29 protein-coding genes are annotated in these 24,328 nt (G+C 66.6%); 13 read left to right on the top strand and 16 right to left on the bottom strand.

What is annotated here, in order from left to right; translation table 11 throughout:
• The first annotated feature begins 47 nt into the window (after positions 1–47).
• From ACAM51_RS23180 to ACAM51_RS23160, 5 genes are read left to right on the top strand one after another with little or no spacing between them, the layout of a single operon-like run.
• Entirely contained in the window at positions 48–1,343 is a 1,296-nt protein-coding gene (locus ACAM51_RS23180; protein WP_369641969.1) for a L,D-transpeptidase family protein, read from the top strand.
• The gene (locus tag ACAM51_RS23175) at positions 1,340–1,921 is read left to right on the top strand and encodes a peptidylprolyl isomerase (protein WP_369641968.1); all 582 of its coding nucleotides are present in this window, start codon (positions 1,340–1,342) and stop codon (positions 1,919–1,921) included. The genes ACAM51_RS23180 and ACAM51_RS23175 overlap by 4 nt, the downstream gene beginning before the upstream one ends.
• Before the next feature lie 36 nt (positions 1,922–1,957).
• Entirely contained in the window at positions 1,958–2,464 is a 507-nt protein-coding gene (locus ACAM51_RS23170; protein ID WP_218294021.1) for a peptidylprolyl isomerase, read from the top strand.
• A 27-nt stretch (positions 2,465–2,491) separates the two neighbouring features.
• Positions 2,492–3,283 carry a UDP-2,3-diacylglucosamine diphosphatase gene (locus ACAM51_RS23165; protein WP_369641967.1) on the top strand — a complete coding sequence of 264 codons (792 nt, stop codon included), beginning with the start codon at positions 2,492–2,494 and terminating at the stop codon, positions 3,281–3,283.
• Between the two features lie 36 nt (positions 3,284–3,319).
• Positions 3,320–4,153 (top strand): zinc-dependent peptidase, encoded by an 834-nt coding sequence (locus ACAM51_RS23160; RefSeq protein WP_369641966.1) that lies wholly within the window; start codon positions 3,320–3,322, stop codon positions 4,151–4,153.
• 88 nt (positions 4,154–4,241) lie between these two features.
• Here ACAM51_RS23160 and mdeB read toward each other — a convergent pair whose 3' ends face one another.
• Positions 4,242–6,911, bottom strand: coding sequence for an alpha-ketoglutarate dehydrogenase (gene mdeB / locus ACAM51_RS23155; RefSeq protein WP_369641965.1), 2,670 nt, complete (start codon positions 6,909–6,911; stop codon positions 4,242–4,244).
• Positions 6,912–7,012: 101 nt separating this feature from the next.
• On the opposite strand from mdeB, the gene ACAM51_RS23150 reads away from it, so the two are divergent.
• Complete coding sequence (locus ACAM51_RS23150; protein WP_218340734.1) at positions 7,013–7,480, top strand: Lrp/AsnC family transcriptional regulator; 468 nt, start codon at positions 7,013–7,015, stop codon at positions 7,478–7,480.
• A 12-nt stretch (positions 7,481–7,492) separates the two neighbouring features.
• On the opposite strand, the gene ACAM51_RS23145 is transcribed toward ACAM51_RS23150, so the two are convergent.
• A complete protein-coding gene (locus ACAM51_RS23145; protein ID WP_369641964.1) occupies positions 7,493–8,506 on the bottom strand; it encodes an AraC family transcriptional regulator in 1,014 nt (337 codons plus the stop codon).
• A 125-nt stretch (positions 8,507–8,631) separates the two neighbouring features.
• Between ACAM51_RS23145 and ACAM51_RS23140 the strand changes: the two genes are divergently transcribed.
• The gene (locus ACAM51_RS23140) at positions 8,632–9,825 is read left to right on the top strand and encodes an MFS transporter (protein WP_369643874.1); all 1,194 of its coding nucleotides are present in this window, start codon (positions 8,632–8,634) and stop codon (positions 9,823–9,825) included.
• Positions 9,826–9,871: 46 nt separating this feature from the next.
• Here the strand turns inward: ACAM51_RS23140 and ACAM51_RS23135 are convergent, their stop codons facing one another.
• The 6 genes from ACAM51_RS23135 to ACAM51_RS23110 form a co-directional block, all read right to left on the bottom strand.
• Positions 9,872–10,771: a DUF3014 domain-containing protein gene (locus ACAM51_RS23135; RefSeq protein WP_369641963.1), complete on the bottom strand. Its 900-nt coding sequence runs from the start codon at positions 10,769–10,771 to the stop codon at positions 9,872–9,874.
• 149 nt (positions 10,772–10,920) lie between these two features.
• A complete protein-coding gene (locus tag ACAM51_RS23130) occupies positions 10,921–11,592 on the bottom strand; it encodes an alpha/beta hydrolase (protein WP_369641962.1) in 672 nt (223 codons plus the stop codon).
• 52 nt (positions 11,593–11,644) lie between these two features.
• Positions 11,645–12,481 carry a class III extradiol ring-cleavage dioxygenase gene (locus tag ACAM51_RS23125; protein WP_218340730.1) on the bottom strand — a complete coding sequence of 279 codons (837 nt, stop codon included), beginning with the start codon at positions 12,479–12,481 and terminating at the stop codon, positions 11,645–11,647.
• A 110-nt stretch (positions 12,482–12,591) separates the two neighbouring features.
• The gene (gene arfB, locus ACAM51_RS23120) at positions 12,592–13,014 is read right to left on the bottom strand and encodes an alternative ribosome rescue aminoacyl-tRNA hydrolase ArfB (protein ID WP_218294012.1); all 423 of its coding nucleotides are present in this window, start codon (positions 13,012–13,014) and stop codon (positions 12,592–12,594) included.
• A 76-nt stretch (positions 13,015–13,090) separates the two neighbouring features.
• Entirely contained in the window at positions 13,091–13,570 is a 480-nt protein-coding gene (locus ACAM51_RS23115; protein WP_218294011.1) for a type II 3-dehydroquinate dehydratase, read from the bottom strand.
• A 220-nt stretch (positions 13,571–13,790) separates the two neighbouring features.
• On the bottom strand, positions 13,791–14,141 hold the full coding sequence (locus tag ACAM51_RS23110) for a hypothetical protein (RefSeq protein ID WP_218340729.1): 351 nt from the start codon (positions 14,139–14,141) through the stop codon (positions 13,791–13,793).
• Between the two features lie 172 nt (positions 14,142–14,313).
• On the opposite strand from ACAM51_RS23110, the gene ACAM51_RS23105 reads away from it, so the two are divergent.
• A complete protein-coding gene (locus ACAM51_RS23105) occupies positions 14,314–16,149 on the top strand; it encodes a glutamine--tRNA ligase/YqeY domain fusion protein (RefSeq protein ID WP_369641961.1) in 1,836 nt (611 codons plus the stop codon).
• 132 nt (positions 16,150–16,281) lie between these two features.
• Here the strand turns inward: ACAM51_RS23105 and ACAM51_RS23100 are convergent, their stop codons facing one another.
• Positions 16,282–17,112 (bottom strand): serine hydrolase domain-containing protein, encoded by an 831-nt coding sequence (locus tag ACAM51_RS23100; protein WP_369643873.1) that lies wholly within the window; start codon positions 17,110–17,112, stop codon positions 16,282–16,284.
• 636 nt (positions 17,113–17,748) lie between these two features.
• On the opposite strand from ACAM51_RS23100, the gene ACAM51_RS23095 reads away from it, so the two are divergent.
• Positions 17,749–18,066, top strand: a complete 318-nt coding sequence (locus ACAM51_RS23095) for a hypothetical protein (protein WP_255594544.1) — start codon at positions 17,749–17,751, stop codon at positions 18,064–18,066.
• Between the two features lie 78 nt (positions 18,067–18,144).
• On the opposite strand, the gene ACAM51_RS23090 is transcribed toward ACAM51_RS23095, so the two are convergent.
• The 3 genes from ACAM51_RS23090 to ACAM51_RS23080 form a co-directional block, all read right to left on the bottom strand.
• Complete coding sequence (locus ACAM51_RS23090; RefSeq protein ID WP_369641960.1) at positions 18,145–18,309, bottom strand: hypothetical protein; 165 nt, start codon at positions 18,307–18,309, stop codon at positions 18,145–18,147.
• 173 nt (positions 18,310–18,482) lie between these two features.
• Positions 18,483–18,833 (bottom strand): RNA-binding protein, encoded by a 351-nt coding sequence (locus tag ACAM51_RS23085; protein ID WP_218294006.1) that lies wholly within the window; start codon positions 18,831–18,833, stop codon positions 18,483–18,485.
• Positions 18,834–18,954: 121 nt separating this feature from the next.
• Positions 18,955–19,194, bottom strand: a complete 240-nt coding sequence (locus ACAM51_RS23080) for a hypothetical protein (protein WP_218294005.1) — start codon at positions 19,192–19,194, stop codon at positions 18,955–18,957.
• A gap of 357 nt (positions 19,195–19,551) precedes the next feature.
• Here ACAM51_RS23080 and ACAM51_RS23075 point away from each other — a divergent pair, with 357 nt between their 5' ends.
• Complete coding sequence (locus tag ACAM51_RS23075; RefSeq protein ID WP_218294004.1) at positions 19,552–19,881, top strand: hypothetical protein; 330 nt, start codon at positions 19,552–19,554, stop codon at positions 19,879–19,881.
• A 151-nt stretch (positions 19,882–20,032) separates the two neighbouring features.
• Here ACAM51_RS23075 and ACAM51_RS23070 read toward each other — a convergent pair whose 3' ends face one another.
• From ACAM51_RS23070 to ACAM51_RS23060, 3 genes are all read right to left on the bottom strand, one after another.
• A complete protein-coding gene (locus tag ACAM51_RS23070; RefSeq protein ID WP_218294458.1) occupies positions 20,033–20,659 on the bottom strand; it encodes a flavodoxin family protein in 627 nt (208 codons plus the stop codon).
• A 79-nt stretch (positions 20,660–20,738) separates the two neighbouring features.
• The gene (locus tag ACAM51_RS23065) at positions 20,739–21,212 is read right to left on the bottom strand and encodes an SRPBCC domain-containing protein (RefSeq protein WP_369641959.1); all 474 of its coding nucleotides are present in this window, start codon (positions 21,210–21,212) and stop codon (positions 20,739–20,741) included.
• A 96-nt stretch (positions 21,213–21,308) separates the two neighbouring features.
• On the bottom strand, positions 21,309–21,632 hold the full coding sequence (locus tag ACAM51_RS23060; protein WP_057272387.1) for a helix-turn-helix transcriptional regulator: 324 nt from the start codon (positions 21,630–21,632) through the stop codon (positions 21,309–21,311).
• Positions 21,633–21,841: 209 nt separating this feature from the next.
• On the opposite strand from ACAM51_RS23060, the gene ACAM51_RS23055 reads away from it, so the two are divergent.
• Both ACAM51_RS23055 and ACAM51_RS23050 read left to right on the top strand, forming a co-directional pair.
• On the top strand, positions 21,842–22,159 hold the full coding sequence (locus ACAM51_RS23055; protein ID WP_218340723.1) for a DUF2322 family protein: 318 nt from the start codon (positions 21,842–21,844) through the stop codon (positions 22,157–22,159).
• Between the two features lie 148 nt (positions 22,160–22,307).
• A complete protein-coding gene (locus ACAM51_RS23050) occupies positions 22,308–22,772 on the top strand; it encodes an SRPBCC family protein (RefSeq protein WP_218294001.1) in 465 nt (154 codons plus the stop codon).
• 122 nt (positions 22,773–22,894) lie between these two features.
• Here ACAM51_RS23050 and ACAM51_RS23045 read toward each other — a convergent pair whose 3' ends face one another.
• Positions 22,895–23,677, bottom strand: a complete 783-nt coding sequence (locus tag ACAM51_RS23045) for a transporter substrate-binding domain-containing protein (RefSeq protein WP_369641958.1) — start codon at positions 23,675–23,677, stop codon at positions 22,895–22,897.
• 400 nt (positions 23,678–24,077) lie between these two features.
• Here ACAM51_RS23045 and ACAM51_RS23040 point away from each other — a divergent pair, with 400 nt between their 5' ends.
• Positions 24,078–24,326, top strand: a complete 249-nt coding sequence (locus ACAM51_RS23040) for a hypothetical protein (protein WP_218293999.1) — start codon at positions 24,078–24,080, stop codon at positions 24,324–24,326.
• Positions 24,327–24,328: the final 2 nt, after the last annotated feature.

The raw sequence follows: 24,328 nt of genomic DNA, 5'->3' as shown, positions 1-24,328 counted from the left end.
GCTGTTTCTGCCTCCCTGCCCTGACCTGACCTGAAACGATTTCGCACATGCTTGTGGCGTTGTCCGCACGAAGCCGCCCGGCCGTGGCGGGCGCCCTTTGCCTGGCGGCGCTCCTGCACGCAGCCCCGGTGCTGCCCCAGAGCGCCAAGTCCCGGGGCGCGGCGGCCGTCACCTCGGTCCGGCCCATGCAAGCCGCGGGCTCCACGGCACCCGCCCTGCGCGATGGCCAGGCGGAGGCACGCCTCATGGTGGTGTACCAGCTCATCGCCGAGGGCCGCCACCGCGAGGCGCTGGCGCAGGCCGAGGCCCTGGCGCGCGACTATCCCAACTTCCAGCTGGCGCAACTGGTGGTGGGCGACCTGTTGATGGCGCGCACGCGGCCGATCCGCCGCCTGGGCGATGTGCCCGAGCCCGACTCGGCCCGCAGCATCCAGACGGCTGCCACGCTGGAAGAACTGCGCAACGAATCGCGCCAGCGCGTGGATGCCCAGCGCAGCCGCCCCCCGGCGCACAGCATCCCGGCGCAGTTCCTGGAGCTCTCGCCCCGCTCCCGCCATGCCATCGCGGTGGATGCCTCGCGTTCGCGCCTGTACCTGTTCGAGAACACCCCCAAGGGCCTGCAGCTGGTCGCCGACTACTACGCTTCTGTCGGCAAGCTGGGCATCGAGAAGAACCTGGAAGGCGACCAGCGCACCCCGCTGGGCGTCTACTTCATCACCAGCCGGCTGGACCCCGCCACGCTCAAGGACTTCTACGGCGCGGGCGCGCTGCCCATCAACTACCCCAACCCCCTGGACCAGAGCCGGGGCAAGACCGGTGGCGGCATCTGGCTGCACGGCACGCCGCCCGACCAGTTTGCCCGCGCGCCCCTGGCCACCGATGGCTGCCTGGTGCTGGCCAATCCCGACCTCGAACGCATCCTGCGCACGGTGGAGCCCCGCTCCACGCCCGTGGTCATCACGCGCCAGCTGCAGTGGGTGGCACCGCACGCGGTACAGGCGGACCGCAAATCCTTCGACGCGGTGCTCAACGCCTGGCGCAGCGCCAAGACCGAGGGCGACATGAGCCGCCTGATGGGTTTCTACGCGCCGGACTTCCAGAGCTACCGCAAGAAACCGCTGCAAGAGTGGTCCCAGGTGCTCCAGGCCGAGACCCGCGCATTGCGGGGCAGGGAACTACACCTCAAGGACAAGTCTTACCTGCGCTGGACAGATTCCGCCGACACCATGGTGGTAACGTTCGGCGAAGTCGCCGCAGGCGCCCGCACGGGCCCCGTCAAGCGCCAGTACTGGGCGCGGCGGGGCCAACAATGGCAGATATTTTTTGAAGGAGTGATTGGATGATTTCCAGAAGAAATTCGACCCTGGCACTTTCCAGCATTGCGCTGGCAGCTATCTTTTCTGCAGCACCCGTGCAGGCGCAAGATGCCCCCAAGGTCAAGCTGTCCACCTCGATGGGCGACATCGTGGTGCAGCTCGATCCCGCCAAGGCACCCAAGACGGTCGAGAACTTCCTGGCCTACGTGCAGGACAAGTACTACGACGGCACCGTGTTCCACCGCGTGATCGACGGCTTCATGATCCAGGGCGGCGGCTACACGGCCGACCTGATTCCCAAGCCCACCAAGGCCCCGATTCCGCTGGAAGCCGGCAACGGCCTCAAGAACGACAACTACACCATCGCCATGGCGCGCTCAGGCAACCCCAACTCGGCCACGTCGCAGTTCTTCATCAACGTGAAGGACAACGCGATGCTCAATGCTCCCAGCCCCGACGGCCATGGCTATGCCGTGTTCGGCAAGGTGGTGAGCGGCACCGAGGTGGTCGACAAGATCAAGGCCGTGGCCACCGGCAACAAGGGCCCGCACCAGAACGTGCCCACCGCCCCCGTCACCATCAACTCCGCCACCCTGGTGAAGTAACCCATTTTTGATTGACTGATTGAAAGAACCCTTGCCATGAGCAACCCCCAAGTCGAACTGCACATCGCCGGCTACGGCGTCATCACCCTCGAACTCGACGCCGCCAAGGCGCCCAAGTCGGTCGAGAACTTCCTGGCCTACGTGAACAAGGGCCACTACAACAACACCATCTTCCACCGTGTGATCCCCGGCTTCATGGTGCAAGGCGGCGGCTTCGAGCCCGGCATGACACAAAAGGGCACCGACGCGCCCATCGAGAACGAAGCCAACAACGGCCTGAAGAACGCCAACTACACCGTGGCCATGGCCCGCACCAGCGACCCGCACTCGGCCACCGCCCAGTTCTTCATCAACGTGGCCGACAACGGCTTCCTGAACCACACCGCTCCCTCGGCCCAGGGCTGGGGCTATGCCGTGTTCGGCAAGGTGGTTGGCGGCGCCGACGTGGTCGACAAGATCAAGGCCGTGAAGACGGGCCGCAAGGGCTTCCACGACGATGTGCCGAAGGAAGACGTGATCATCGAGAAGGCTGTCGCACTCTGATCTCGCGTTGATCTGACCTCCGTCTCCGTGACGACGACCGTGCCCCGGTTCGAGGAGCTTGCCGCTCCCGCGCACTGGCGCACGGTCGATTTCATTTCCGACCTGCACCTGCAGGCCAGCGAGCCTGCCACCGTGGCCGCCTGGCAGGACTACCTGGCCGGCACCGAAGCGGATGCCCTCTTCATCCTGGGCGATCTGTTCGAGGTCTGGGTGGGGGACGACGCCATCGGCGAAACCGGCAGCTTCGAGGCCCAGGGCTGCGCGGCCCTGCGCGCGGCGTCGCAGCGCCTGCCCGTGTACTTCATGCACGGCAACCGCGACTTCCTGGCGGGCCCTGCGTTCCTTGCGCAGTGTGGCATCACCGGCCTGGCGGACCCGACGGTCCTGGTGTTTGACGGCCAGCGCTTCGTGCTGAGCCATGGCGACCTGCTGTGCCTGGACGATGTGGACTACCAGCGCTTTCGCGTGCAGGCCCGCAGTGCCGGGTGGCAGCAGCAGTTTCTGGCGCAGCCCCTGGCGACGCGCCGCGCGCAGGCACGCGGCATCCGCCAGGAGAGCGAGGCGCGCAAACAATCGGGCGCCATCTATGCCGACGTGGACGGCCCGGCTGCCATCGCCTGGCTGCAGGCGGCCCAGGCACATACGCTCATTCACGGCCACACCCACCGTCCCGCCGACCACGCACTGGCCCCCGGCTTGCGGCGTGTGGTGCTCAGCGACTGGGACGCGGCCGCATTGCCGCCCCGCGCGGAAATACTGCGTTTGTCCCGCGTGGGCTTGGAACGGCTGCCCCTGGCCCCCAAGTACCAGCGATCCTGAACTGCGCGGGGCTTCACCTCCCGCCGCCTGATCGCCATGCCCCCTCTCCTCCACCGGCTCTGGAGCCGTGTCCGCGCCACCGTGTCCCCCGTGCCCGACATCTCGGCCACGCTGTGGCTCCAGACCCTGCAGCGCTACCCGTTCCTGGCGGCGCTCTCGCTGCACGACCAGTCCAAGCTGCGCGCGCTCAGCGCCCTCTTCCTGCACCACAAGGAATTCCACGGCGCGCACGGCCTGGTGGTGACCGATGCCATGGCCATCGACATCGCGGCCCAGGCCTGCCTGCCCCTGCTGCACTGGGGCGACCCGGCCCAGGCGCTGGACTGGTACGACGATTTCGTGGGCATCGTGCTGCACCCCGGCGAGGCCGTGGCGCGCCGCAAGACGGTGGACGAAGCCGGTGTGGTGCATGAACATACGCAGGTGCTGCTGGGCGAGGCCATGGACCGCGGCCCCATCATGCTCAGCTGGGCACACGCCTCCAACGGGCGTGAGAACACTGAGCGCGGCCACAACGTGGTGGTGCACGAGTTCGTTCACAAGCTCGACATGCGCAGCGGCGAGCCCAACGGCTGCCCGCCATTGCCCGCAGGCTTCATGGGCACGCGCACAGGGCGCGCGGCCTACGAAGCCTGGTGGGCCGCCTGGGAGCCCGCGTACGAACAGTTCCGAGAACGCGTGATCCTGGCCGAGCGCTTCGGCGCGGAACGCCCCTGGCTGGACGCCTACGGGGCCACATCGCAGTCCGAATTCTTTGCCGTGGCCTGCGAGGCCTACTTTGTGAACCGGGACCGGTTCGCGCAGGAGTTTCCGGCGCTGATGCCGGTGCTGGACGCGTTTTTCAAGCGGCCCGCTGTGGCACGTGCATGACCGTTCCCCGCGTCATGCGCCCCACCGCCGCCAGTGAAGAAAGCGCCACAAAGTGGCGGTGGCCAGGTGGCGGCGCCGTCCACACACCCTACCCCGCCAATGCAAACCGGGCTGCGCGCGCCACCGCCGCCGCGTCCACCCCAAAAAACGCCCGCAGCGCCGCCCGCGTATCGCTGCGCCCAAAACCGTCCGTTCCCAATGTGACGAAGCGACGGCCTTGCGGCACGAACGCGCGCACGGTCTCCGGCACGGCGCGCACATAGTCGGTGGCGGCAATCACCGGGCCGCGTGTGCCCGCCAGTTGCTGCGTCAGCCACGCCACGCCGGGCCGCGCCTCCCCCTCCAGCGCACGCTGTTCGCAGGCCACGCCGTCGCGGGCCAGCTCGCTCCAGCTGGTCACGCTGAGCACGGTCACGTCCACACCCTCGCCTGCCAGCAGTTCGGCGGCCTTGACCACCTCGGTCAGGATGGCGCCGGAGCCCATCAGGGTGACGCTTTTGGATGAAATTGGCCCTTCACGGCCGTCCATCAAGCGCGGATAGCTCCTGAAAACATAGCAACCTCGCAGCACACCTTCTGCCGCATCGGCAGGCAGGTCGGGCTGGGCGTAGTTCTCGTTCATCAGCGTCACGTAGTAGAAGACGTCGCGCTGCTCGGTCACCATCTCGCGCATGCCGGCGTCGATGATCACGGCCATCTCGCCCGCGTAGGCCGGGTCGTAGGCCTTGCAGTTGGGGATGGTGGCGGCTACCAGGTGGCTGGAGCCGTCCTGGTGCTGCAGGCCCTCGCCGCCCAGCGTGGTGCGGCCCGAGGTGGCGCCCAGCAGGAAGCCGCGCGCACGCTGGTCTGCGGCGGCCCAGATGGCGTCGCCCACGCGCTGGAAGCCGAACATCGAGTAGTAGATGTAGAACGGCAGCATGGCCAGGCCGTGCACGCTGTAGCTGGTGGCCGCGGCCGTCCAGCTGGCGATGGCGCCGGCCTCGCTGATGCCTTCTTCCAGAATCTGGCCGTCCAGCGCCTCGCGGTAGCTCAGCACCGAGCCGATGTCCTCGGGCGCATAGCGCTGGCCCACGCTGCTGTAGATGCCGACTTGCTTGAACAGGTTGGCCATGCCGAAGGTGCGCGCCTCGTCGGCCACGATGGGCACGATGCGCGGGCCCAGCGTGGCGTCCTTGAGCAAGCTGCCCAGCATGCGCACGAAGGCCATGGTGGTGCTCATCTCCTTGGCCTGCGGCTGCAACGCGAACTGCGCGTAGCTGGCGATGGCCGGCACGGGCAGCGCGTCGCAGGTGGTGTCGCGGCGCGGCAGGTAGCCGCCCAGGTTCTGGCGGTGGCCGCGCAGGTAGCGCATCTCGGGGCTGTCTTCGGCGGGCTTGAAGAACGCGAGGCTGGTGGCCTGCTCGTCGGACAGGGGCAGGTTGAAGCGGTTGCGGAACTCGATGAGGTCCGTCTCGTCGAGCTTCTTCTGGCTGTGCGTGGTCATCTTGCCCTGGCCGGCCGTGCCCATGCCGTAGCCCTTCTTGGTGTGCGCCAAAATCACCGTGGGCTGGCCCTGGTGGCGCGCGGCGGCGGCATACGCGGCGTGGATCTTCACCAAGTCGTGCCCGCCGCGCTTCAAGCGATCGATCTGCTCGTCCGTCATGCCCTGGGCCAGGGCCGCCAGCTCGGGGTTCTGGCCGAAGAAGTTGTCGCGGTTGAAGCGCCCGTCCTTGGCGGCAAAGGTCTGCATCTGGCCGTCCACCGTGCCTTCGAGCGTGCGCACCAGCGCACCGGTCAGGTCGCGGGCGAACAGGCCGTCCCAGTCGCTGCCCCACACGAGCTTGACCACGTTCCAGCCCGCACCGGCGAACAGGCGCTCCAGCTCGTCGATGATGCGGCCGTTGCCGCGCACCGGGCCGTCCAGCCGCTGCAGGTTGCAGTTGACCACCCAGACCAGGTTGTCGAGGCCCTCGCGCGCGGCCAGGGTCAGCGCGCTCATGCTCTCGGGCTCGTCCATCTCGCCATCGCCGAACACGCCCCAGACCTTGCGCGCCGAGCAGTCGAGCAGGTTGCGGTGCGTGAGGTAGCGCATGAAGCGCGCGTGATAAATGCTGCTGATGGGACCGATGCCCATCGACCCCGTGGGGAACTGCCAGAAGTCCGGCATCAGCCAGGGGTGCGGGTAGCTCGACAGGCCCTGCGCACCCGCGCCCGGCGCCGTGAGCTCCTGGCGGTAGTGTTTCAGGTCCTGCTCGGACAGGCGGCCTTCGAGGAACGCCCGCGCATACACGCCCGGCGCGCTGTGCGGCTGGAAGAACACCAAGTCGCCCCGGTGCTGCCCCTCGCCCAGGCCTTCACGGGCGCGGAAGAAGTGGTTGAAGCCGCTCTCGAAAAGATCGGCCGCGCTGGCGTAGCTGGCGATGTGGCCGCCCAGTTCGCCATAGGCCTGGTTGGCGCGCACCACCATCGCCAGCGCGTTCCAGCGCACGATGGAAGCCACGCGCTCCTCGATGGCGAGGTCGCCGGGGAAGACGGGCTGGTCCTGCACCGCCACGGTGTTCACATACGGCGTGTTCAGGTCCGGCTGCCAGCCGATGCGCTGCGCGCGCGCCAGGCGCACCAGTTCCTGCAGCATGTGCCGCGCCCGCTCCGGGCCTTCGGTGGCGACCAGCGCCAGGAAGGCGTCGCGCCACTCGGCGGTTTCTTCGGGGTCCGTATCGGCCAACGGTGCGGCCGATGCCGGCGTGAGCAGGTGGTGGTGTGCGGTGGGGGCGTTCATGCCGCAACTGTAGCCATTGCCGCCCCGAATGGGATGCCGTTGTAGCCCACCAAAGCGCCCATCACAGCATTTCATGCGGCCAACAGCCTACACTGCAGCACATGAAGCTGGATACCCTGGATTTGCGCATTCTGGCCGAGCTGCAGGCCGACGGTTCCCTGTCCAACGTGGAGCTGGCGCGGCGCGTGCACCTCTCGCCCTCGCCGTGCCTTGCGCGCGTGAAGGCGCTGGAGGCCGCGGGCGTCATCAGCCGATACGTGGCACTGGCCAGCGCGGCCGCCCTGGGCCTGGGGCTCAACGTGTTCATCAGCATCAGCCTGAAGACGCAGAGCAAGGAGGCGCTGGGCGACTTCGAGCAGCGCATCGCCGAGCACGACGAGGTGATGGAGTGCTACCTGATGAGCGGCGACAGCGACTACCTGATCCGCGTGGCCGTGCCCGACATCGGGGCGCTGGAGCGCTTCATCCTGGAGCGCCTCGCCCCCATCACCGGAGTGGAAAAGATCCGCTCGAGCTTCGCGCTCAAGCAGGTGCGCTACAAGACGGCGCTGCCGCTGCCCCGGGCGTAGGGCCCCTTTTTTTCACTCCGCCCGCGCAGTGCTCGGCGGGTGGCCAATGATGCGCTTGTACGCCCGGCTGAACGAGGCCTCCGACTCGTAGCCCAGCCGGTGGGCCGCCACGGCCACGCGCATGCCGTCGCGCGCGATCCAGCGGCGCGCCTGCGACATCTTGACCTTGGCCACGTAGCGCGCCGGGCTCTCGCCCATGGTGCGCGTGAACGATTCGGAAAAGCTCGAGCGCGAGGCGCCCATCAGGTCGGCCAGCAGCGGCACGTTCCAGTCGCGCTCGGGGTCGGCGTGGATGGCGGCGATCACCTTGCCGATGCGCGGGCAGCGCACGGCGGCGATCCAGCCCGTGGGGTTGTTGCAGCTGCACTCCACCCAGGCGCGGATGATGCTGGCGGCCAGCGCATCGGCCAGGCGCGCGAGGATCGCGCAGGCGCCCATGCGGTCCTGCTCCACCTCGCGCTCCATGGCGTCGAGCAGCACCGGCACGGTGGTGTCGCGCCGGGCCAGGTCGCCGGCCATCATCACCGCCGGCATCATGGCCATCAGCGGGTGCAGCGGGTCGAGGTTGAAGCGCAGCGCGCCGCTGAACAGCACGTCGGGGGCCAGCGGCGGAGGTGGCGCGACGGGGGCCCCCAGGGGCGCGTGGCCCGCATCGCGGCCGTCCACCAGGTAGATGTTCTCGGACACGGGCTTGCGCGCCAACGAATCGATGTCCACTGGCGGCACGTCGGGCGAGCTGGCCAGCACGTGGAAGCTGCCGTGCGGCAGCAGCACCGCGTCGCCTGGGTTCAGGCGCTGCCAGTCGGTACCCGGCGTGCGCAGCCAGGCTCCGCCATGGCCCACGAAGTGGAAACGGGCCGAGCGCTGCGCCGGGAAGGCGATGGCCCACGGCGGCTGCAGCACGCAGCGGCCATACTCCACGCCGTCCAGGCGCAGGCCGAGCAGGATCTGGGTCAGCAGGTCCGGCGGCTCAGCGAACGGCTGCTGGGGGATCTGGTTGAAGGGTTTGGACAAAAAGTCAAGCATCTCGGCTTTTACGGCATGGAAACGCCGCCATCTTATCCCTACGATGGCTTTCCATCCATCCCAAGGCCTTTCCCGTGTCTTCTGCTCCTTCCTGCTCTGCCTGTCTCGACGCCCCGGTGGGCGCCGTGGCCGATGCCAACCCAGCCCCGCATTCCACCCCCGAGCCCACCGAGGCACGCTGGGCCGCCGTGGCCTCCATGGCGCTGGGTGTCTTCGGACTGGTCACGGCCGAATTCTTGCCCGCCAGCCTGCTCACCGCCATGGCCAGCGACCTGCGCGTGAGCGATGGCGCCGCGGGCCAGGCCGTCACCGTGACGGCGCTGGTGGCCGCCGTGGCCGCCCCGTCGCTGCCGCTGCTCACGCGCCGCATCGACCGGCGCTTGGTGATGATCGCCTTCACGCTGCTGCTGGTGCTGTCCAACGCGATGTCGGCCTTGGCCGGGAGCCTGGCCACGCTGCTGGTGGCGCGGGTGCTGCTGGGCGTGGCGCTGGGCGGCTTCTGGTCCATGTCGGCCGCGCTGGCCATGCGGCTGGTGCCCGCCTCGCTGTTCGCGCGGGCCATGTCCTTCATCCTCACCGGGGTGTCGGTGGCCACGGTCTGCGCGGCGCCCATCGGCGCGTGGATGGGCGACCTGTGGGGCTGGCGCAGCGCCTTCATCGCGGCGGGGGGCATCAGCCTGATCACGCTGGCCGTGCAGCTCGCGGCCCTGCCCGCCTTGCCCCCGCGCGACAACCCCAACCTCAAGGTGCTGGGCGAGCTGCTGCGCCGCCCGCCCGTGCGCGTGGCGCTGCTGGCCGTGCTGCTGGTCATCTCGGGGCACTTCGCAGGCTTTACCTACATCCGCCCGCTGATGGAGCAGGTCACCCACCTGTCGGTGGCCACCATCACGGCGGTGTTGCTGGGCTACGGCGTGGGCGGTTTCTTCGGCAACTTCGTGGGCGGCTGGATCGCCGGGCGCAGCGAGCGCCAGGCCATCGTGGCCGGCGGTGCCGTCATCGCCGCGCTGGCCGCCGTGCTGCTGGTGGCCGGGCAGTCGGCGGCCATCACGGCCGTGGCCGTCACGCTGTGGGGTTTTGCGTTCGGCGCCTTCCCGGTGGGCTTCCAGACCTGGATCGTGCGGGCCGCGCCCGACCAGGCCGAGGGCGCGGGCGGGCTGCTGGTGGCGGCGTTCCAGATCGCCATTGCCAGCGGCGCCATCTTCGGCGGCCTGATGGTGGACCATGTGGGCGCGCTGGGCGGGCCGGCGTTTGCGCTGGCGGCGCTCACGCTGGGCACCCTGCTGACCCTGCGGCACGGGCCGCGCCCGGCAGCCGCCTGATCGGCCCCCACGACCCGGCAACGGGCCGGGTGGTCCCGCCGCCCCCTCACTGCGCGGGTTTGCGTGCGATCTCGCCGGTCGCCACGCGCTTGCGCAGATCGCGGATCAGCGCCTTGGCGCGGGCCTCGTTGGCGGGCCCCATGCGCACCAGGATCTTCTGTCCGCTGGACAGCGATTCCAGCGCCGGGTCCACGAATTCGTAGCGCACCCAGGGGCGCAGGTTCGGCACATCGGTATTCACCGGCGTGAGCTTCACGCGCAGCGGGCCCTGGGGTTCGGGCGCCAGCAGCAGGTGGTCCAGCACGGCCACCAGGCGGTCGTTGAAGTAGCGCCTGGGGTAGCCCAGTTCTTCGTACGCCTGCTGGAACAGCGGATACAGCCGCGCATACAAGGCCACGGCGGACTCCATCGGCACGGCCTCGGCAAAGGCCAGAAAAGCGCTGTAGCGCGCGGCATTGGCGGCCGCGACGGTGGTGGGCGCTTCGCCTGTGCCGTCCACCGCAAACCGCTGCGGCATGGGTTGCACGGGCCACATGCGCGAGGGGGCCTGGGCGCGGCCCAGGTTGTCCACCGTGGCCACCAGGCGGCGGACAAAGCCGTCGGTGATCAGGAACGATGCGAGCTTGTCGCGCCCCACCAGTCCAGACAGCAGCTCGACGACGCGCGCGTCAGATTCGGCCAGCGCGGGCAGGGGCGTTTCCGCCGGGGCCAGTGCATCGACCGGGTTCTGCGGCCCCGAGGCTTCGGGCAGGGGCGGTGGAGCCACGGGCGCTTCGGGCGCGGCCGCCACGGGGGGCGGCGCAACCGGCGGCTCTGCCTTGCGCAGCCAGAACCACCAGGCAGCTGCGGCGGCCACCGCGCAGGCCAGCACGGCGGCAATGACCCAGGGGGAGGAGGATGTGCGCTCCGGCGTTGGGCGGAACTCGGCAGTCTCTTGATCGGGCATCGGGTCTCCTTCAAAACAGGAACAACCCTTGTCCGAGCGGCTTCGGCGCCGGGCGTTCCCTGTCCATCCCACGTGGGGATGGGCTTGATTGGAAACCCGCGGGCCACCGCGCCGGTAACGCGATGTAGGCCGCGCGCCGAAACCCGCGCTTAAAACGCCGTGGGGGTGGTGGACAGCGACTCCAGCCACGCCACCGTGGCCGCCACCTCGGAGGGCCGGATCTCGTGCGCGCTGGGGAACTCGTGGTACGCCACCGTCACCGGCAAGGGCGCCATGTGGTGGGCGATGGCCTGTGCATGGGCCAGCGGGATCACGTTGTCGTGCGTGCCGTGGCTCAGCCACAGCTGTTTGCCGCGCAGGGCATCGGGCGGCGCCGCCAGGGGCACCACCTGCGCCAGCAGGCGGCTGTGCCAGACCATCGCCGCCTGCATGAGCGCTGGCCGGGTGAGCAGCAGCGACAGCGCCATGATGCCGCCCTGGCTGAAGCCCCCCACCACCACGCGTTCGGGCGGAATGCCCAGCTGCTCGGCGGCAGATTCGATGGCCTTGGCGACCAGCGCGCGGCTTTCGGCCTCCTGCGCTTCGTTGATGGTGCGTTCCCCGCTGGGCTCGATGGAAAAGTCGAACCACGCATGCGAGCCCGGCCCCATGCGAAACGGTGCACGCAGGCTCAGCACATGAAAGCGCTCGGGAACATGGGGCGCCAGGCTGAACAGGTCCTGTTCGTTGCTGCCCACCCCATGCATCAGCACCAGCAACCAGGGGCGGGGCGCGGTGGCGGCAGCAGGGCGCTGCAAGAAGGTGAGCGGTAGGTTGAGCATGGACAGGCGCCTCGGGCAGTTTTTATGGAGAACGGATGAAAAAACCTGCGGGTCAATGCGCCGGTTCCAGGGCGAACGCGTCCATCGACAGCATGCTGTACATCACCTCGCGGCTCAGGTAGTGGGCATGCAGGTCGTCGCCCGCGGCGCCCAGCGCAAAAAAGATGGGCAGGAAGTGGTCTTCGGTCGGGTGCGCGCGGCTGGCATGCGGGGCCTGGCTGCGGTAGTTGAGCAGCGCGCTGACGTCGCCGCGCGCCAGCGCTGCTTCGATCCACCGGCTGAACTCCAGCACGTACGGCGCGGGCTCGCGGGCACCGCCAAAGAACTCGGCCAGGTTGTGCGTCATGCTGCCCGAGCCGACCACCAGCACGCCCTGGCTGCGCAGGCCGCGCAACGCAGCGCCCAGTGCATACACCTCGGCCGGGCCGGCGCCCACGGGCAGCGCCACCTGCACCACGGGCAGGTCGGCCTCGGGAAACAGGTGCATCAGCGGCACCCAGGCCCCGTGGTCAAACGGACGGGCCGCGTCGCCCTGCGCGGCCATGCCCGCGGCCTGCAGCAGGCCCAGCACCTCCTGCGCCAGCGCGGGGGAGCCGCTGGCGGGATACTGCAGCTGGTACAGCGCGGGTGGAAAACCGCCAAAGTCGTGCCAGGTGGCGGGCTGCGGCCCGGTCATGACCTGCAGGGAGCGCGCCATCCAGTGCGGCGACATGATCACCACGCCGCGCAGGCCGGGATATTGCCCCTTCAGGCTTTCGCCCCACTGGGTGAGCGCAGGGCCCGTGGTGCCGGCGTCGATGGCAAACAAGGGTGCCCCGTGCGACACGAACAGCGCGGGAATGGCGCCGTGGGGCGCGGCAGTGGCGGGGGTTTGGGCTGTGGCAGACATGGCAACTCCATCCGGTAATGCCTTGAATGTAGGACCGATGGGCCCCGCTACCAAGCCCTGTACGCCAGACAGATTGTTCTACCCATGGTGCCAATGCGGCGAGACTCCGCTCACGAACCATCCCCCCCACCGCGCACCCTGCCCCGCAGCGCCTTGGTCTCGCCGCGCTGGGTCTTGCCCTCCAGGCGCCGCTGTTTGGAGCCATAGGTAGGCTTGGTGGCGCGCCGCACGCGGGGCGGCACCGCGACGCTGTTGACCAGCGCGTTCAAGCGCTCCAGCGCATCATTGCGGTTTTGGTCCTGGCTGCGGTACTGCTGGGCCTTGATGACCACCACGCCTTCCTGTGTGATGCGGGTGTCGCGCAGGGCCAGCAGGCGCTCCTTCACGTCCCCGGGCAGTGAGGAGGCGCCCACGTCAAAGCGCAGGTGCACCGCGCTGGAAACCTTGTTGACGTTCTGTCCGCCCGCGCCCTGGGCACGCATGGCGGTGATCTCCACCTCGTCCTCGCGCACCTCAAGCGGTCGTGGCGCCATGTTTGCCCTGTCGTACCGGAGCCGGAATGTGCGGTTAACGCGGGAACAGCAGAAGAAGAGTGAACTTCCCGGCGGCTCAGGCCGCGGGCGGCTGCTGCGCCAGCAACTGCGCCAGGCCGTCGATGGCCAGGCCGTAGCCCAGCACGCCAAAACCGCACATCACCGCCTTGGCCGCCGCCGCCATGTACGAATGGTGGCGGTAGGCCTCGCGCGCGTGCACATTGCTGATATGCAGCTCGATCAGCGTGATGCCCGTGCCCTTGGTGGCATCGTGCAGGGCGATGCTGGTGTGGGTGTAGGCCCCGGCGTTGATGACCACGCCCGCCAGTTCGCCCGCCGCGTGCAAGCGGCCGGCCTCGTGAATCCAGTCCACCAGCGCGCCTTCGTGGTTGCTTTGATGGAACCGCAACGCGAAGCCGTGGCGATCACACGCGTCGGCACAGAGCTTTTCCACGTCGGCCAGCGTGGCTGCGCCATACACGGCGGGTTCACGCGTGCCCAGCAGGTTCAGGTTGGGGCCATTCAGGACAAAAACGGTTTTTTTCTTCACAGACATGCAGCACTCCGGGGCTAGGCGCCTGCCACGCTGGCGGGCCAGAGTGCGCGATTATGCGGCGGCCCGCACGCGCCGGCCCCTTCAGGTACGCCCCACGAGAAAAGCGGCCCCGAAGGGCCGCTGTAAAAGGCAGCCTGTGCAAAGACGCTGCCTGTGAGCGACTGGCGCCCAAGAGGTTGGTTGCAACAATCAGCAGACGGGCCCGCGGGCCCGTCGCCGATCAACGGTCCCAATGGCGATTGTGTCCATGGCCACGATAGCCGTGGTCATGGTGTCGATGGTGGCGGTACCCACGGTCACCGTAGTACACCACGGGTGGCGGGGCGTAATACGCTGGGGGCGGCGTGTAGTACACGGGCCGGGGTGGCGCGTAGTACACGGGCGGCGGGGCCACGTACACCGGGGCGGGTGCGTAGTAGCCATTGCTGGCCCCCACCACCACGCCGGGCACGCCGATACCAACCGACCAATTCACGTCGCCGCGGGCCTGGGCTGCGCCCGTGCCGGCCAGCAATGCCAGCGCCACGCCAGCCGAGGCGGCCATGGCATAGATAGAACGGGTTTTCGTCATGGAAATCTCCTGTTTGAGCGAGGGCAGCCAGCCAAATGGACTCACCTCACCGGTACATAACGCACCAAGTAGCCGAAAGGATGGCATAAAACTGTCTTTACGTTGTGTCTGGACGTATACGCGCCTGTTTCCATGCGTAAACCTTCACGAAACCGGCGCCTAAAATGACCCAATGAGCACCCCAAACCCCGCCAATCCTGCCGCCGGCACCCCCGGCGCTGCCCCCGCAGCATCCCTGGAAACCGCCAAGCCCAGCAACTTCCTGCGCCAGGTCATCGAAAACGACCTGGAAAAAGGCACCTACGCCTCCCGCCGCTGGGGCGGCAGCCCGGGCGACGCCGCCCACCACGCCATCGGCCAGCCCGACCCCGCCAGGATCCGCACCCGCTTCCCGCCCGAACCCAACGGCTACCTGCACGTGGGCCACGCCAAGAGCATCTGCATCAACTTCGGCCTGGCGCGCGACTACGGCGGCGTGTGCCACCTGCGCTTTGACGACACCAACCCCGAAAAAGAAGACACCGAATACGTCAACAGCATCATCGACGCGGTGAAATGGCTGGGTTTTGACTGGAACGGCCACCCCAGCGCCCCGCCCTACCAGGCGAGCGACTATTTCGACTTCATGTACCGCGCGGCGGAGTACCTGATCGAGGCCGGCCACGCCTACGTGGACGAACAGACCGTCGAGCAGATCCGCATCAACCGCGGCGACTTCAGCAAGCCCGGCACCGACAGCCCCTTTCGCAGCCGCACCCCGGCCGAAAACCTGGCCAAGTTCCGCGAGATGAAGGCCGGCCTGCACGAAGACGGCTCCATGGTGCTGCGCGCCAAGATCGACATGGCCAGCCCCAACATCAACATGCGCGACCCGGCCATCTACCGCATCCGCCGCGCCACGCACCACAACACCGGCGACACCTGGTGCATCTACCCGATGTACACCTACGCGCACCCCATCGAGGATGCGCTGGAGCAAATCACCCACAGCCTGTGCACGCTGGAATTCGAAGACCAGCGCCCGTTCTACGACTGGCTGCTGGAGCGCCTGACCGAAGGCGGCCTGCTGGCCAGCCCGCCCCCCCGCCAGTACGAATTCGCGCGCCTGAACCTCACCTACGTCATCACCAGCAAGCGCAAGCTCGCGCAGCTGGTGTACGACCACAAGGTCAGCGGCTGGGATGACCCGCGCATGCCCACCATCGTGGGCCTGCGCCGCCGGGGCTACACGCCCGAGGCCATCCAGACCTTTGCCGAACGCATCGGCGTGACCAAGAGCGACAGCTGGATCGACTACAGCACCCTGGAAGGCTGCCTTCGCGAAGACCTGGAGCTCAAGGCCTTCCGCGGCATGGCCGTGCTCAACCCCGTCAAGCTGGTGCTCACCAACTGGGACGACGTCATGGGCGCGGGCCACCTGGAGCCCTGCACCCTGCCCTCCCTGCCCCACCCCCCTGAAGGCGTGGAAAGCCCCGAGCGCCACTTCACCATCGGCAAGGAAGTCTGGATCGAACGCGAAGACTTTGAAGAAGTGCCCCCCAAGGGCTACAAGCGCCTGTTCCCGGGCAACAAGGTGCGCCTGAAGGGCGGCTACGTCATCGAATGCACCGGGTGCACCAAGGATGCCGCCGGCAACATCACCGAAGTGCTGGCCACCGTGGTGCCCGACACCAAGAGCGGCACCCCCGGCGCCGACAGCGTGAAGGTCAAGGCCGCCATCACCTGGGTGGGCGTGGCCGACGGCGTGAACGCCGAAGTGCGCATGTACGACCGCCTGTTCCTGGACGCCCAGCCCGACGCAGGCGGCAAGGACTTCATCGAAAGCCTGAACCCGAACAGCCTGAAGGTGGTGACAGCCATCGTGGAGCCGTCATTGGCCAATGCACGGCCAGACGACAAGTTCCAGTTCGAGCGGCATGGGTATTTTGTGGCGGACCGGGTGGACCATGCGGCGGGGAAGCCGGTGTTTAACTTGGCGGTGGGGTTGAAGGATTCCTGGGGGAAGTGATTTCTCTGTGAACAAAGAAGGGCCAGCAGACTGTGAGGTCTGCTGGCCTTTTGCTTTTGGACTGATGACAGCTTGGGGCCCAACGCTGTCATATTCGCTTTTTGAAAGCAGACGCTAAGAGGACACGCATCGTCAATCACCAGACTTCAGGGACGCCGACAACCGCTTGACGACCTCCTCCTCTGCAAGGCCTTCGTCGGAACCTGCGTGAAAGACAGCACAAGTCGCCGTGTTAGAACCGTTGGCTCTGCGATAGACGGCCACCACGCTGCCCGGCCCAGCACCGGTGTGCCCACACAATGTCGGCCCCGTATGCAACACGCCTTGCATCAGCCCGAGGCCGTATGCCGGCGACTTCCATGGGCGCCCAGGAAGAGGTCCGCCAAGGGCGCGTGCAGCTTGCATCTCCTGCACCAGCAAATCAGGCAGAAGGTGTCCAGCCATCAGGCGGTCTAGAAAGAGGGCAGCGTCGGAGAGAGAGCCAACAAGCAAGCCGTGATAAACCCATCTCGGGTCATAAGTCGAAATGGCCCCCATGCACACGCCTTCCAAGTCAGCTGGCGTCTTTGCGCTACGAACTCTCAGCAGGCCCAAGGGCGCCAACGCTTGTTGCATAAGCGCTTCCTCAAGTGCGAGACCTGTCGCACGCTCGATAAGTCTCGCTACGTACAAGTAGCCGACGTTCGAATACTGCCACCCCATTCCAGGGGCATAACGCAACCTCGTGGCATCGAGGCGTTGCAACATTTCATCCGCCTGCCAGGGCGCATCGCCGCGAGCAACGGCAGCGTGGTACTCGACAAGTTCACCGTAGTCAGCCAGCCCGGCTTCATGTCTCAGCAGCTGACGCAACGTGAACGGACCTTCAAGGACTACGTCATCGAGTCGAACAATCCCATCACGCACCAGTGACAGAGACGCTGCCGCTAGAACTGTCTTCGTAAAGCTCCACCAAGGAACCATCACATCTTGTTCTCCGTGCCGCACTAGTGAACCGTTTGATACGAGAGAGAAATATGTCAAGGGGCGCATTGGACTGAAAAATTGGGTTGACGCATTGAAGGTCCGATCCTGGCCGTTATGAGCCAAACTACCGAAAGATATGGTCGGCGAATTGGCGCGACCTACATTGGGTTGAAGCTATGCCTGAATATCAATGGTCTTGCTTATCCTGCGGGGCATCGAACAGCCCTGCAGCCTTGGAATGCATCGCATGCAGTTGCCCTGCAGCATGTAACTCTGATGAGCTACTGAAATATCGAGAGCAATATGTTCAGCAAGGCGGTATCGTTGGGCCCGCCGCTGCCCCCACCTTGGATGCAACGGACTATGCCGCACTAAAGGTACTTCTGTCCCTTCCACTTTTTTTGCTAGGTTGGTGGCCATTTGGTCAGCAAAAACGGAAGACAAAGTAGCGTTTCAGCGTCTAACCCACCACTCAAGCGAACCAACATTCTGCGGGCCGCTAGCTCAGTTCATTGAGCGTCCGCTTTCACGATTCACCACCGGCAGCTTCTGGCCGTAGACAGACTTCTGCCTGCCGATTCCCCGCACGGCACCAGGCGGTGGGCGCCGCGCTTTTACGGTACAAACACCGCCATGCCTCACACCCAGCCCTTGTCGGCCACGTTCACTCCCACCTTCGCCCACGTGCCGGCCGGCCCGGTGGCGGGCCCCTTGCAGTTGTTGCCGCTCAACGCCGGGGTGGTGTCAGTGCACACCGCCGATGGCGCGCATGTGGGTTCGCTCAAGCTGGTCGGCGGGGTCTGGAAGTTCAAGGCCATGGGCTACAGCGCTGCCGGTGGCATGGAACCCGGCCACGGCCCGCTGACCGATCAGCACAACATGCAGTTCGCCACGCTTGATGCATCAGAGGTGAGCGCACGCCTGCTAGGCGCTTTGGGAAGCCCTCCGTAGGAGGCCTCCAGGCGGGCCTAGGTTGGCCGGCCATTTTTTTCTTCACGGACGGCGCCGCTTCCGCGCCCCTTGCGGACATCAATGGGTGCCATCGTTCATCTGTTTTCCCGTCAATGCGGAGTAAATGAGCTCCACGGCGAAGGCAAGCCCCAGGACGACCCCGCCTGCGGTTGAAGACCCCAGGAAGAGCAGCGCCAGCCCCAGGACGAGCGCAGCCAGCGAGAACCAATGGATGGATTTCATGTGATGTGCTTTCCTGGTTTGCCGTTCTTCAACTCGCTTCTGGCTGGATTCTGCCCCAGTGCACCGCGCGCGCAAGGTGGCCCGCGCCGCTGTGTGGATGGCTCCATGCCGCTGGGCCGGGACGAAAAAAAACCGGCTCCGCGGAGCCGGTTTTTCAGAGGAAGCTGCCGGGTTCAGTAGCGCCCGCCGCCGTAGCCACCCGTGCCGTAGCCGATGTCCGAGCGTTTGCTGGCACTGTAGCCGCCCGCGCTGTAGCCACCCGAGCCGCCACCCTCTTCGCGGGGGCGGGCGAGGTTCACGACAATCGCGCGCCCATCGACGGACATGCCGTGCAGCGCGGTGATGGCGGCCTGGGCGACTTCGGCGGACGCCATTTCCACAAAGCCGAAGCCCTTGGAGCGGCCGGTTTCGCGGTCCATCATGACCTTGGCGGAGGAAACCCGGCCAAACTCGGCAAAGTTGCTTTCCAGGCTGGAATCGGTCACGGAATAGGGCAGGTTGCCCACGTAGATCTTGGTGCTCATGGAGGAGCCTTTCTGAAGGAGGGCGCGCAACGCAGGGCGCACCGTTGGGACAAGGGTGTGCGGACCGGATGTCCGCCACAACGGGAAGCGTGGATGGGGTCTGCGGTGGGCAGGCCATCCATCAGCACACGGGGGGATGCGGCATGCACGTTTGCAGCCAGCCCTGGGTAACGGCAAAGAGCCGGGCGGCTTCGCGCGAGGCAAAGGCTTTGTCGAAACGGAAGACACGGCAGTAGCTGCCGTTGCCTTGGGAACGATGGACCGAGAAGGAGGCGCGGAAGCGGCCGCAGTCGGTCGGGTGTGTCGCGGGCGAAACGACGTACTGGCCCATGGAAATGGCGGTCTTTGAAATCTGGTTCATTCAGGATCGCAGGCTTGGAAATCGACCTGCGTGAGCATCGAGGGACTCGGTGGGCTGCAGCTCTACAGATCCACTGGGCGACAAAGGTCGCAAAAGGCGGCTGGCCTGGGGCGGATGGCCGCCACAGAGCAGGCGTTGCGGTGACGGCACGCGTCAAGGGCCGTGACTGCAACCCACTCAGTATATATCAATTCGCATTTGAATTTGAATTAATATTCTTTTTGGTTTTAAAAAGGCGCGAAATTGGGCAGTGCCGGAGCATCCGCGCCAGCAATGCGCCGGGTTTTGCTACGCTTGCCGGCGCTGCCTGCGCGTGTTCCCGCTGCGCCGGTGGTTCTTTTTTCCTCCTGTCGCTCCATGCCCCGCCGCAAACTCCACCACCACGTCTATGTCGTCGAGCTTTCGAAGGACGTGCTGAACGAGCCCCGCTTTCGCAAGAACAACCCCGGCTACATCGACGGCAAACCCTGCGTGTACGTGGGCATGACGGGCCTGGACCCGGACGTGCGGTTCGACAAGCACAAGGCAGGCATCCAGGCGAACCGGTTTGTACAGCAGTACGGCCTGCGCCTGCTGCCCGACCTGTACGAAGGCTTCAACCCCATGAGCTACGAAGACGCGGTGGACCGGGAGATCGAGATCGGCATCGACCTGCGCTCGGCGGGGTTTGGGGTGTGGCAGGCCTGAACCGGTGCCCGCGCGCGCAGGGGCCGGTGCGTCTTTCTTCCTGGAATCGATTGCGCTTCAGTTTTGATAGCTGCCAGCGCTTATCCATCCAGCGCCAGCAGCCCATTTCACTGAAATCTCAGCGCGCTGGCCAGAAGGCCACAAGCCAGCCTCAGTGCACACGCCCCCGCACAAACTGCAGCGTGGTGTGGGCCACGCGTTCCCCCAGGTACCGGGCCGTGGCCAGGTCTGCCTCCGGCGGCACCACGTCGGCACCCTGGTCGGTGTTGGACTGCGCCGCGGCGCCCAGCCAGAAGCCCAGGCGGTTCAGGTCTTCCTCCGACCCGGTGGACGAGCAGTTGCCCGGGGGCAGCGCCAGGTTCACCCAGTGCATGCCGTGCTGCGCGGCGAACAGGGCCATCTGCATCAGGGTGGAAAGCTTGTCCCCCGAGCGCGAGCCCGAGTTGGTGAAGCCCGCGGCGATCTTGTCCTTCCAGCCGAGGCCTTTGGCCATGACCACGTTGGACGTGGCTTCCTGGAAGGCCTTGAACTGCGACGAGGCGCTGGCGACATAGGTGGGCGCGCCGAAGATGATGGCGTCGGCGGACGCGAGGTCATTCCACCGTGAGGGCGCTTCTTCCACCGTCATCAGGAGGGGCTCGGTGCCCTCCACCTGCGCCACGCCTTCTTTCACGGCCTGCGCCTGCCGGGCCGTGTGGCCATAGCCGCTGTGAAAGACGATGGCAATGCGCACACCAGGGGCGCGGGTGGGTTGGAGAGTGGGCGTCGTCAGGGTCATGTTCATGCTTGAGTTCATGGGTTGAGAAACTGTGGGTGAGGGATATGAGGGAGGTTGGCTAGGCCGTGGCAGGCTGGCGTTAGGGGCCTTCGCGGCTGTGCACCACCTGCTCCAGGCGCTCCAGAATGCGCGGCCACAAGCCGCCCATGCGCTCGAAGCTGATGCCATCGTTGGGCCGGAAACCCGCCTGCTCCATGCGCAGCAGCGTGCCGCCGCCGTGCTCCTGCAAGGTCCAGGTGATGTGGGTGATGAGCCCATTGGCCGACTCGGTGCCGTTGCCCCAGCGGTAGGCGAGCTGGCTGGGCTCCTCCACCAGGGTCACCTCGCAGTGCGTCACGCCCGACCAGCCCGGCAGCGGCTGCGCGCGCACCGTGAAGCGGTGCCCCACCTCGGCCACGAAGTCGTTTGGCATGAGCCACTCCTGCATCAGCCAGGACTGGGTGATCGCGCGCCAGACCTTCTCGCGCGGGTGGGGTAGCTGCCGCTCGAACACCAGGGACCGGGTGCCTTGCGCCGTGGGGGCGGGGCCATGGGATCGGGTTGCGTCAGCCATGGCGCGCCGCCTGCAAGGTGAGCGCGACGGCAGCCTCGGGGCTGGAACGGTGATGGCGGTTCTGCATGGTGTCTTTGCTGGAGTGGAGTTGCGCAGTCATTGGTCCATGCGTCCGAGCAGGTTCTCCAGGTCATCCAGGCGCTGGTTCCAGAAGCCGGCATAGACGCTCATCCAGTCCACCAGGGGCGCCAACCCTTCGCGCCGCACCTGGTAGTAGGTTTCGCGCCCGGCACGGCGGTCTTCCACCAGCCCCGCGCGCTTGAGCACGGCCAGGTGCTTGGACACCGCAGGTTGCGAAATGTGGGAATGCCCCGTCAGCACATTCACGGTCTGCTGCCCCTCCCGGGACAGCTGCTGGAAGATGGAACGGCGCGTGGGGTCCGACAACGCCGCGAAGGTCAGGTCTTCAGGGGATTTCACAGGATATAACTCATTGGTTATGGATGACGAATAATAACCAAACGGCTATGAATTGGTCAATCCTTCGTAAAAAGATTCAGGCGCGCTGCGCGGGACACGGGATCGTTTGTGCGGCCCACCGGGTGGCACGACAATGCGGGCCCACACGATCCATCCATTCGCTGCGGGCCGGGGAATCCGCCCGTGGCACCCACCCTTTGTCCTTGCCCATGAATTTCGCAAACCGCCTTCAGCAGCTTCCTTCCACAAGCCACCTCGCCGCCCTGCACCTGCTGGGCGCGGGCGGCCAGGTGCTGGCCACCATCGAGAACAAGCCCGGCCAGACGGGTTCGCTGGCCGTGTATGCCGCGCTGGCGGCGCTGTATGGCGGCCGCATCACGCCCGCGGCCGCCACCCTGGGGCTGGAGTGGTACGCCGAGCATGTGGCCGACGCGCAGGCCTTCCCGGGCAAGCACCCCAACATCGACCGGCTGCTGGCCTGGGCCCAGGGCAGCGAGAGTTTTGGGGCCCGCACGGTTTCCGCCTGAAACGAAAAAAAACCGCGGTGGCAGCGGCGGCTTGTCGAAAACGCGCGGGCCCGTTCGTCGTCAGGGTGTGAACACGTTGAATGAGCGATATGGTTGAGCGGCTCACGCCTTCATCCACCCTGATGTCCACCCCCAAGGAGACCCCAGCATGACCACCAACACCACCCCCACAGGCACCGTCACCCTGCACCGCGTGCTGCGCGCACCGGCCGAGCGCATCTACCGCGCGTTCCTGGACCCCGACGCCATGTGCAAGTGGCTGCCGCCCCATGGGTTCACCGGCCGGGTGCTGAGCCTGGATGCCCGCGTGGGCGGCACCTACCGCATGCAGTTCACCAACTTCAGCAACGGCCAGACGCATGCGTTTGGTGGCGAGTATGTGGAGCTGGTGCCGGGCGAGCGCATCGTGCACACCGACCGGTTCGACGACCCCAACCTGCCGGGCGAGATGCGCACCACCATCCAGCTGAAAAAAGTGATCGTGGGCACCGAGGTGTCCATCGTGCAGGCGGGCATTCCGGCCGTGATCCCCGCCGAGGCGTGCTACCTGGGCTGGCAGGAGTCGCTGCAGCTGCTGGCGCTGCTGGTGGAGCCGGAGATTCCGGCGGAGTAAATCGGTGCCGGCCGGGCCATGCACACGGCCCGGCAGCAAGGTGAACGGCAGCGCACCGGCAGGCGGTGCCGCGCCACGCGCCCGCCGCCCCAGCCCTTCCCCTCAATTCACATCACATCACTTCACTTCAGCCACTTGTCGGCGGCTTGCTTGATGGCGCCCCGGCTGTCCACCAGGCCCCACACGAAGCCCATCACGCGCACATAGTCGGCATCGTCGGTGGGCAGCATGAAGCCCAGGTAGTTCTTGGGCGTGAGCGGTGCATCCACGAACGCGGCGTGCAGGCGCGGGTCGGCCTTGGCATAGTGCAGGGCCTCGTACGTCTCGGTGATCATCACGTCGCCCTTGCCCTCGGCGATCAACGCGGGGATCTCGGCGTTCTTGTCGTGCGTGCTGACCTGGGCTGTTTTCAGGTTGGCCAGCACATAGGTTTCGTTGGTGCCCCCGGGGTTCTTGATGACACGCACGGTGGGCTGGTTCATCGCGTCCACGCTGGTGTATTTGGCCTTGTCGGCCGCGCGCACCAGGGCCACCTTGCCGAAGGGTGCGTAGCCGGGCAGTATGTCAAAGATGCGCATGCGGTTGACGTTGCGCGTGATGCCGCCCAGCGCCACATCGAACCTGTCGCCCTGCAGGTCCTTCACCAGGTTGGGCCAGGTGGTGGGCACGTATTCGATCTTCACACCCAGCTCCTTGGCCATGGTCTCGATCACGTCGATGTCATGGCCCGAGTAGCCCGCGTCGGTCTTGATGGCAAACGGGCGGTAGTCGCCGGGCGTGCCCACGCGGATGACCTTGGCCTCCATGATCTTGTCGAGCCGGGGGCCGGCCTGCGCAGCCTGGCTGAAGGCAAGGCTGGCCACCACGGCGGCTGCGGCAAGGGCGAGGATTTTCTTGGGGATCATTTCGAGGTTCTCCAGTGGGTGAAAGGTGGCTTGGCGAAGGGTGTGGCAGCACGGTGCACCGGCCACGCGGGCCGCAGCGGCCGGCACACCCCGTCGCCGCAAACATTACAGCAGGCCCGCGGGCAAAAGCCAGGGGCATTCATCCGGGGTGGTGCCAGCGGCGCAGGACGGGCAGTGCACGCGTGCATGGACGCGCGTTGACGGCAGCGTTTGCACAACCCCCCAGCGTTGCAAGCGGCGTGCCATGCAGGCCCGCACCGCGCAGGGGCCGGCACGCCCAGTCTCCGTCCACGGCCAATGCTCTATTTTTTATAGCATATTGCGCTTGTCCAACAAGCGCTACACGCCCATTTCTTGTCAAACTCGGTTACCCTGCCCGGTTCAGCAACAAGGACTCGCCATGAAAAAACTCAACGTCACCATCCAACTCGAAATGACCGTGCCCGATGACTGGGAGCTGGCCGATACCTCCGAGGGCACGCCCGTCATCAAGCTGCCCGATGGCAAGTACATGGACATCGCCATCGAACCGCTGTTTGCGGCCGACCCCGAAGACCTGTGGGCCAGCACCGACGACGAGGACGTGCTGGACGACATCCTCGACATGGTGGACAGCGAAGCGGTGACGTACGAGTTTGTGACGCACTGAGC

Origin of the sequence: Acidovorax sp. A79, assembly GCF_041154505.1 — a bacterium.
GTDB lineage: Bacteria > Pseudomonadota > Gammaproteobacteria > Burkholderiales > Burkholderiaceae_C > Acidovorax.
Note: the sequence above shows the minus strand (reverse complement) of the source record. Positions and strands in the feature narration are given on the sequence as shown.

Bases quoted from the DNA above. Each gene is read 5' to 3' on its own strand.
- ACAM51_RS23180 (WP_369641969.1), top strand. From the start codon at position 48: ATGCTTGTGGCGTTGTCCGCACGAAGCCGCCCGGCCGTGGCGGGCGCC.
- ACAM51_RS23175 (WP_369641968.1), top strand. From the start codon at position 1,340: ATGATTTCCAGAAGAAATTCGACCCTGGCACTTTCCAGCATTGCGCTG.
- ACAM51_RS23170 (WP_218294021.1), top strand. From the start codon at position 1,958: ATGAGCAACCCCCAAGTCGAACTGCACATCGCCGGCTACGGCGTCATC.
- ACAM51_RS23160 (WP_369641966.1), top strand. From the start codon at position 3,320: ATGCCCCCTCTCCTCCACCGGCTCTGGAGCCGTGTCCGCGCCACCGTG.
- mdeB (WP_369641965.1), bottom strand. From the start codon at position 6,911: ATGAACGCCCCCACCGCACACCACCACCTGCTCACGCCGGCATCGGCC.
- ACAM51_RS23150 (WP_218340734.1), top strand. From the start codon at position 7,013: ATGAAGCTGGATACCCTGGATTTGCGCATTCTGGCCGAGCTGCAGGCC.
- ACAM51_RS23145 (WP_369641964.1), bottom strand. From the start codon at position 8,506: ATGCTTGACTTTTTGTCCAAACCCTTCAACCAGATCCCCCAGCAGCCG.
- ACAM51_RS23135 (WP_369641963.1), bottom strand. From the start codon at position 10,771: ATGCCCGATCAAGAGACTGCCGAGTTCCGCCCAACGCCGGAGCGCACA.
- ACAM51_RS23130 (WP_369641962.1), bottom strand. From the start codon at position 11,592: ATGCTCAACCTACCGCTCACCTTCTTGCAGCGCCCTGCTGCCGCCACC.
- ACAM51_RS23125 (WP_218340730.1), bottom strand. From the start codon at position 12,481: ATGTCTGCCACAGCCCAAACCCCCGCCACTGCCGCGCCCCACGGCGCC.
- arfB (WP_218294012.1), bottom strand. From the start codon at position 13,014: ATGGCGCCACGACCGCTTGAGGTGCGCGAGGACGAGGTGGAGATCACC.
- ACAM51_RS23115 (WP_218294011.1), bottom strand. From the start codon at position 13,570: ATGTCTGTGAAGAAAAAAACCGTTTTTGTCCTGAATGGCCCCAACCTG.
- ACAM51_RS23110 (WP_218340729.1), bottom strand. From the start codon at position 14,141: ATGACGAAAACCCGTTCTATCTATGCCATGGCCGCCTCGGCTGGCGTG.
- ACAM51_RS23105 (WP_369641961.1), top strand. From the start codon at position 14,314: ATGAGCACCCCAAACCCCGCCAATCCTGCCGCCGGCACCCCCGGCGCT.
- ACAM51_RS23100 (WP_369643873.1), bottom strand. From the start codon at position 17,112: ATGGTTCCTTGGTGGAGCTTTACGAAGACAGTTCTAGCGGCAGCGTCT.
- ACAM51_RS23095 (WP_255594544.1), top strand. From the start codon at position 17,749: ATGCCTCACACCCAGCCCTTGTCGGCCACGTTCACTCCCACCTTCGCC.
- ACAM51_RS23090 (WP_369641960.1), bottom strand. From the start codon at position 18,309: ATGAAATCCATCCATTGGTTCTCGCTGGCTGCGCTCGTCCTGGGGCTG.
- ACAM51_RS23085 (WP_218294006.1), bottom strand. From the start codon at position 18,833: ATGAGCACCAAGATCTACGTGGGCAACCTGCCCTATTCCGTGACCGAT.
- ACAM51_RS23080 (WP_218294005.1), bottom strand. From the start codon at position 19,194: ATGAACCAGATTTCAAAGACCGCCATTTCCATGGGCCAGTACGTCGTT.
- ACAM51_RS23075 (WP_218294004.1), top strand. From the start codon at position 19,552: ATGCCCCGCCGCAAACTCCACCACCACGTCTATGTCGTCGAGCTTTCG.
- ACAM51_RS23070 (WP_218294458.1), bottom strand. From the start codon at position 20,659: ATGACCCTGACGACGCCCACTCTCCAACCCACCCGCGCCCCTGGTGTG.
- ACAM51_RS23065 (WP_369641959.1), bottom strand. From the start codon at position 21,212: ATGGCTGACGCAACCCGATCCCATGGCCCCGCCCCCACGGCGCAAGGC.
- ACAM51_RS23055 (WP_218340723.1), top strand. From the start codon at position 21,842: ATGAATTTCGCAAACCGCCTTCAGCAGCTTCCTTCCACAAGCCACCTC.
- ACAM51_RS23050 (WP_218294001.1), top strand. From the start codon at position 22,308: ATGACCACCAACACCACCCCCACAGGCACCGTCACCCTGCACCGCGTG.
- ACAM51_RS23045 (WP_369641958.1), bottom strand. From the start codon at position 23,677: ATGATCCCCAAGAAAATCCTCGCCCTTGCCGCAGCCGCCGTGGTGGCC.
- ACAM51_RS23040 (WP_218293999.1), top strand. From the start codon at position 24,078: ATGAAAAAACTCAACGTCACCATCCAACTCGAAATGACCGTGCCCGAT.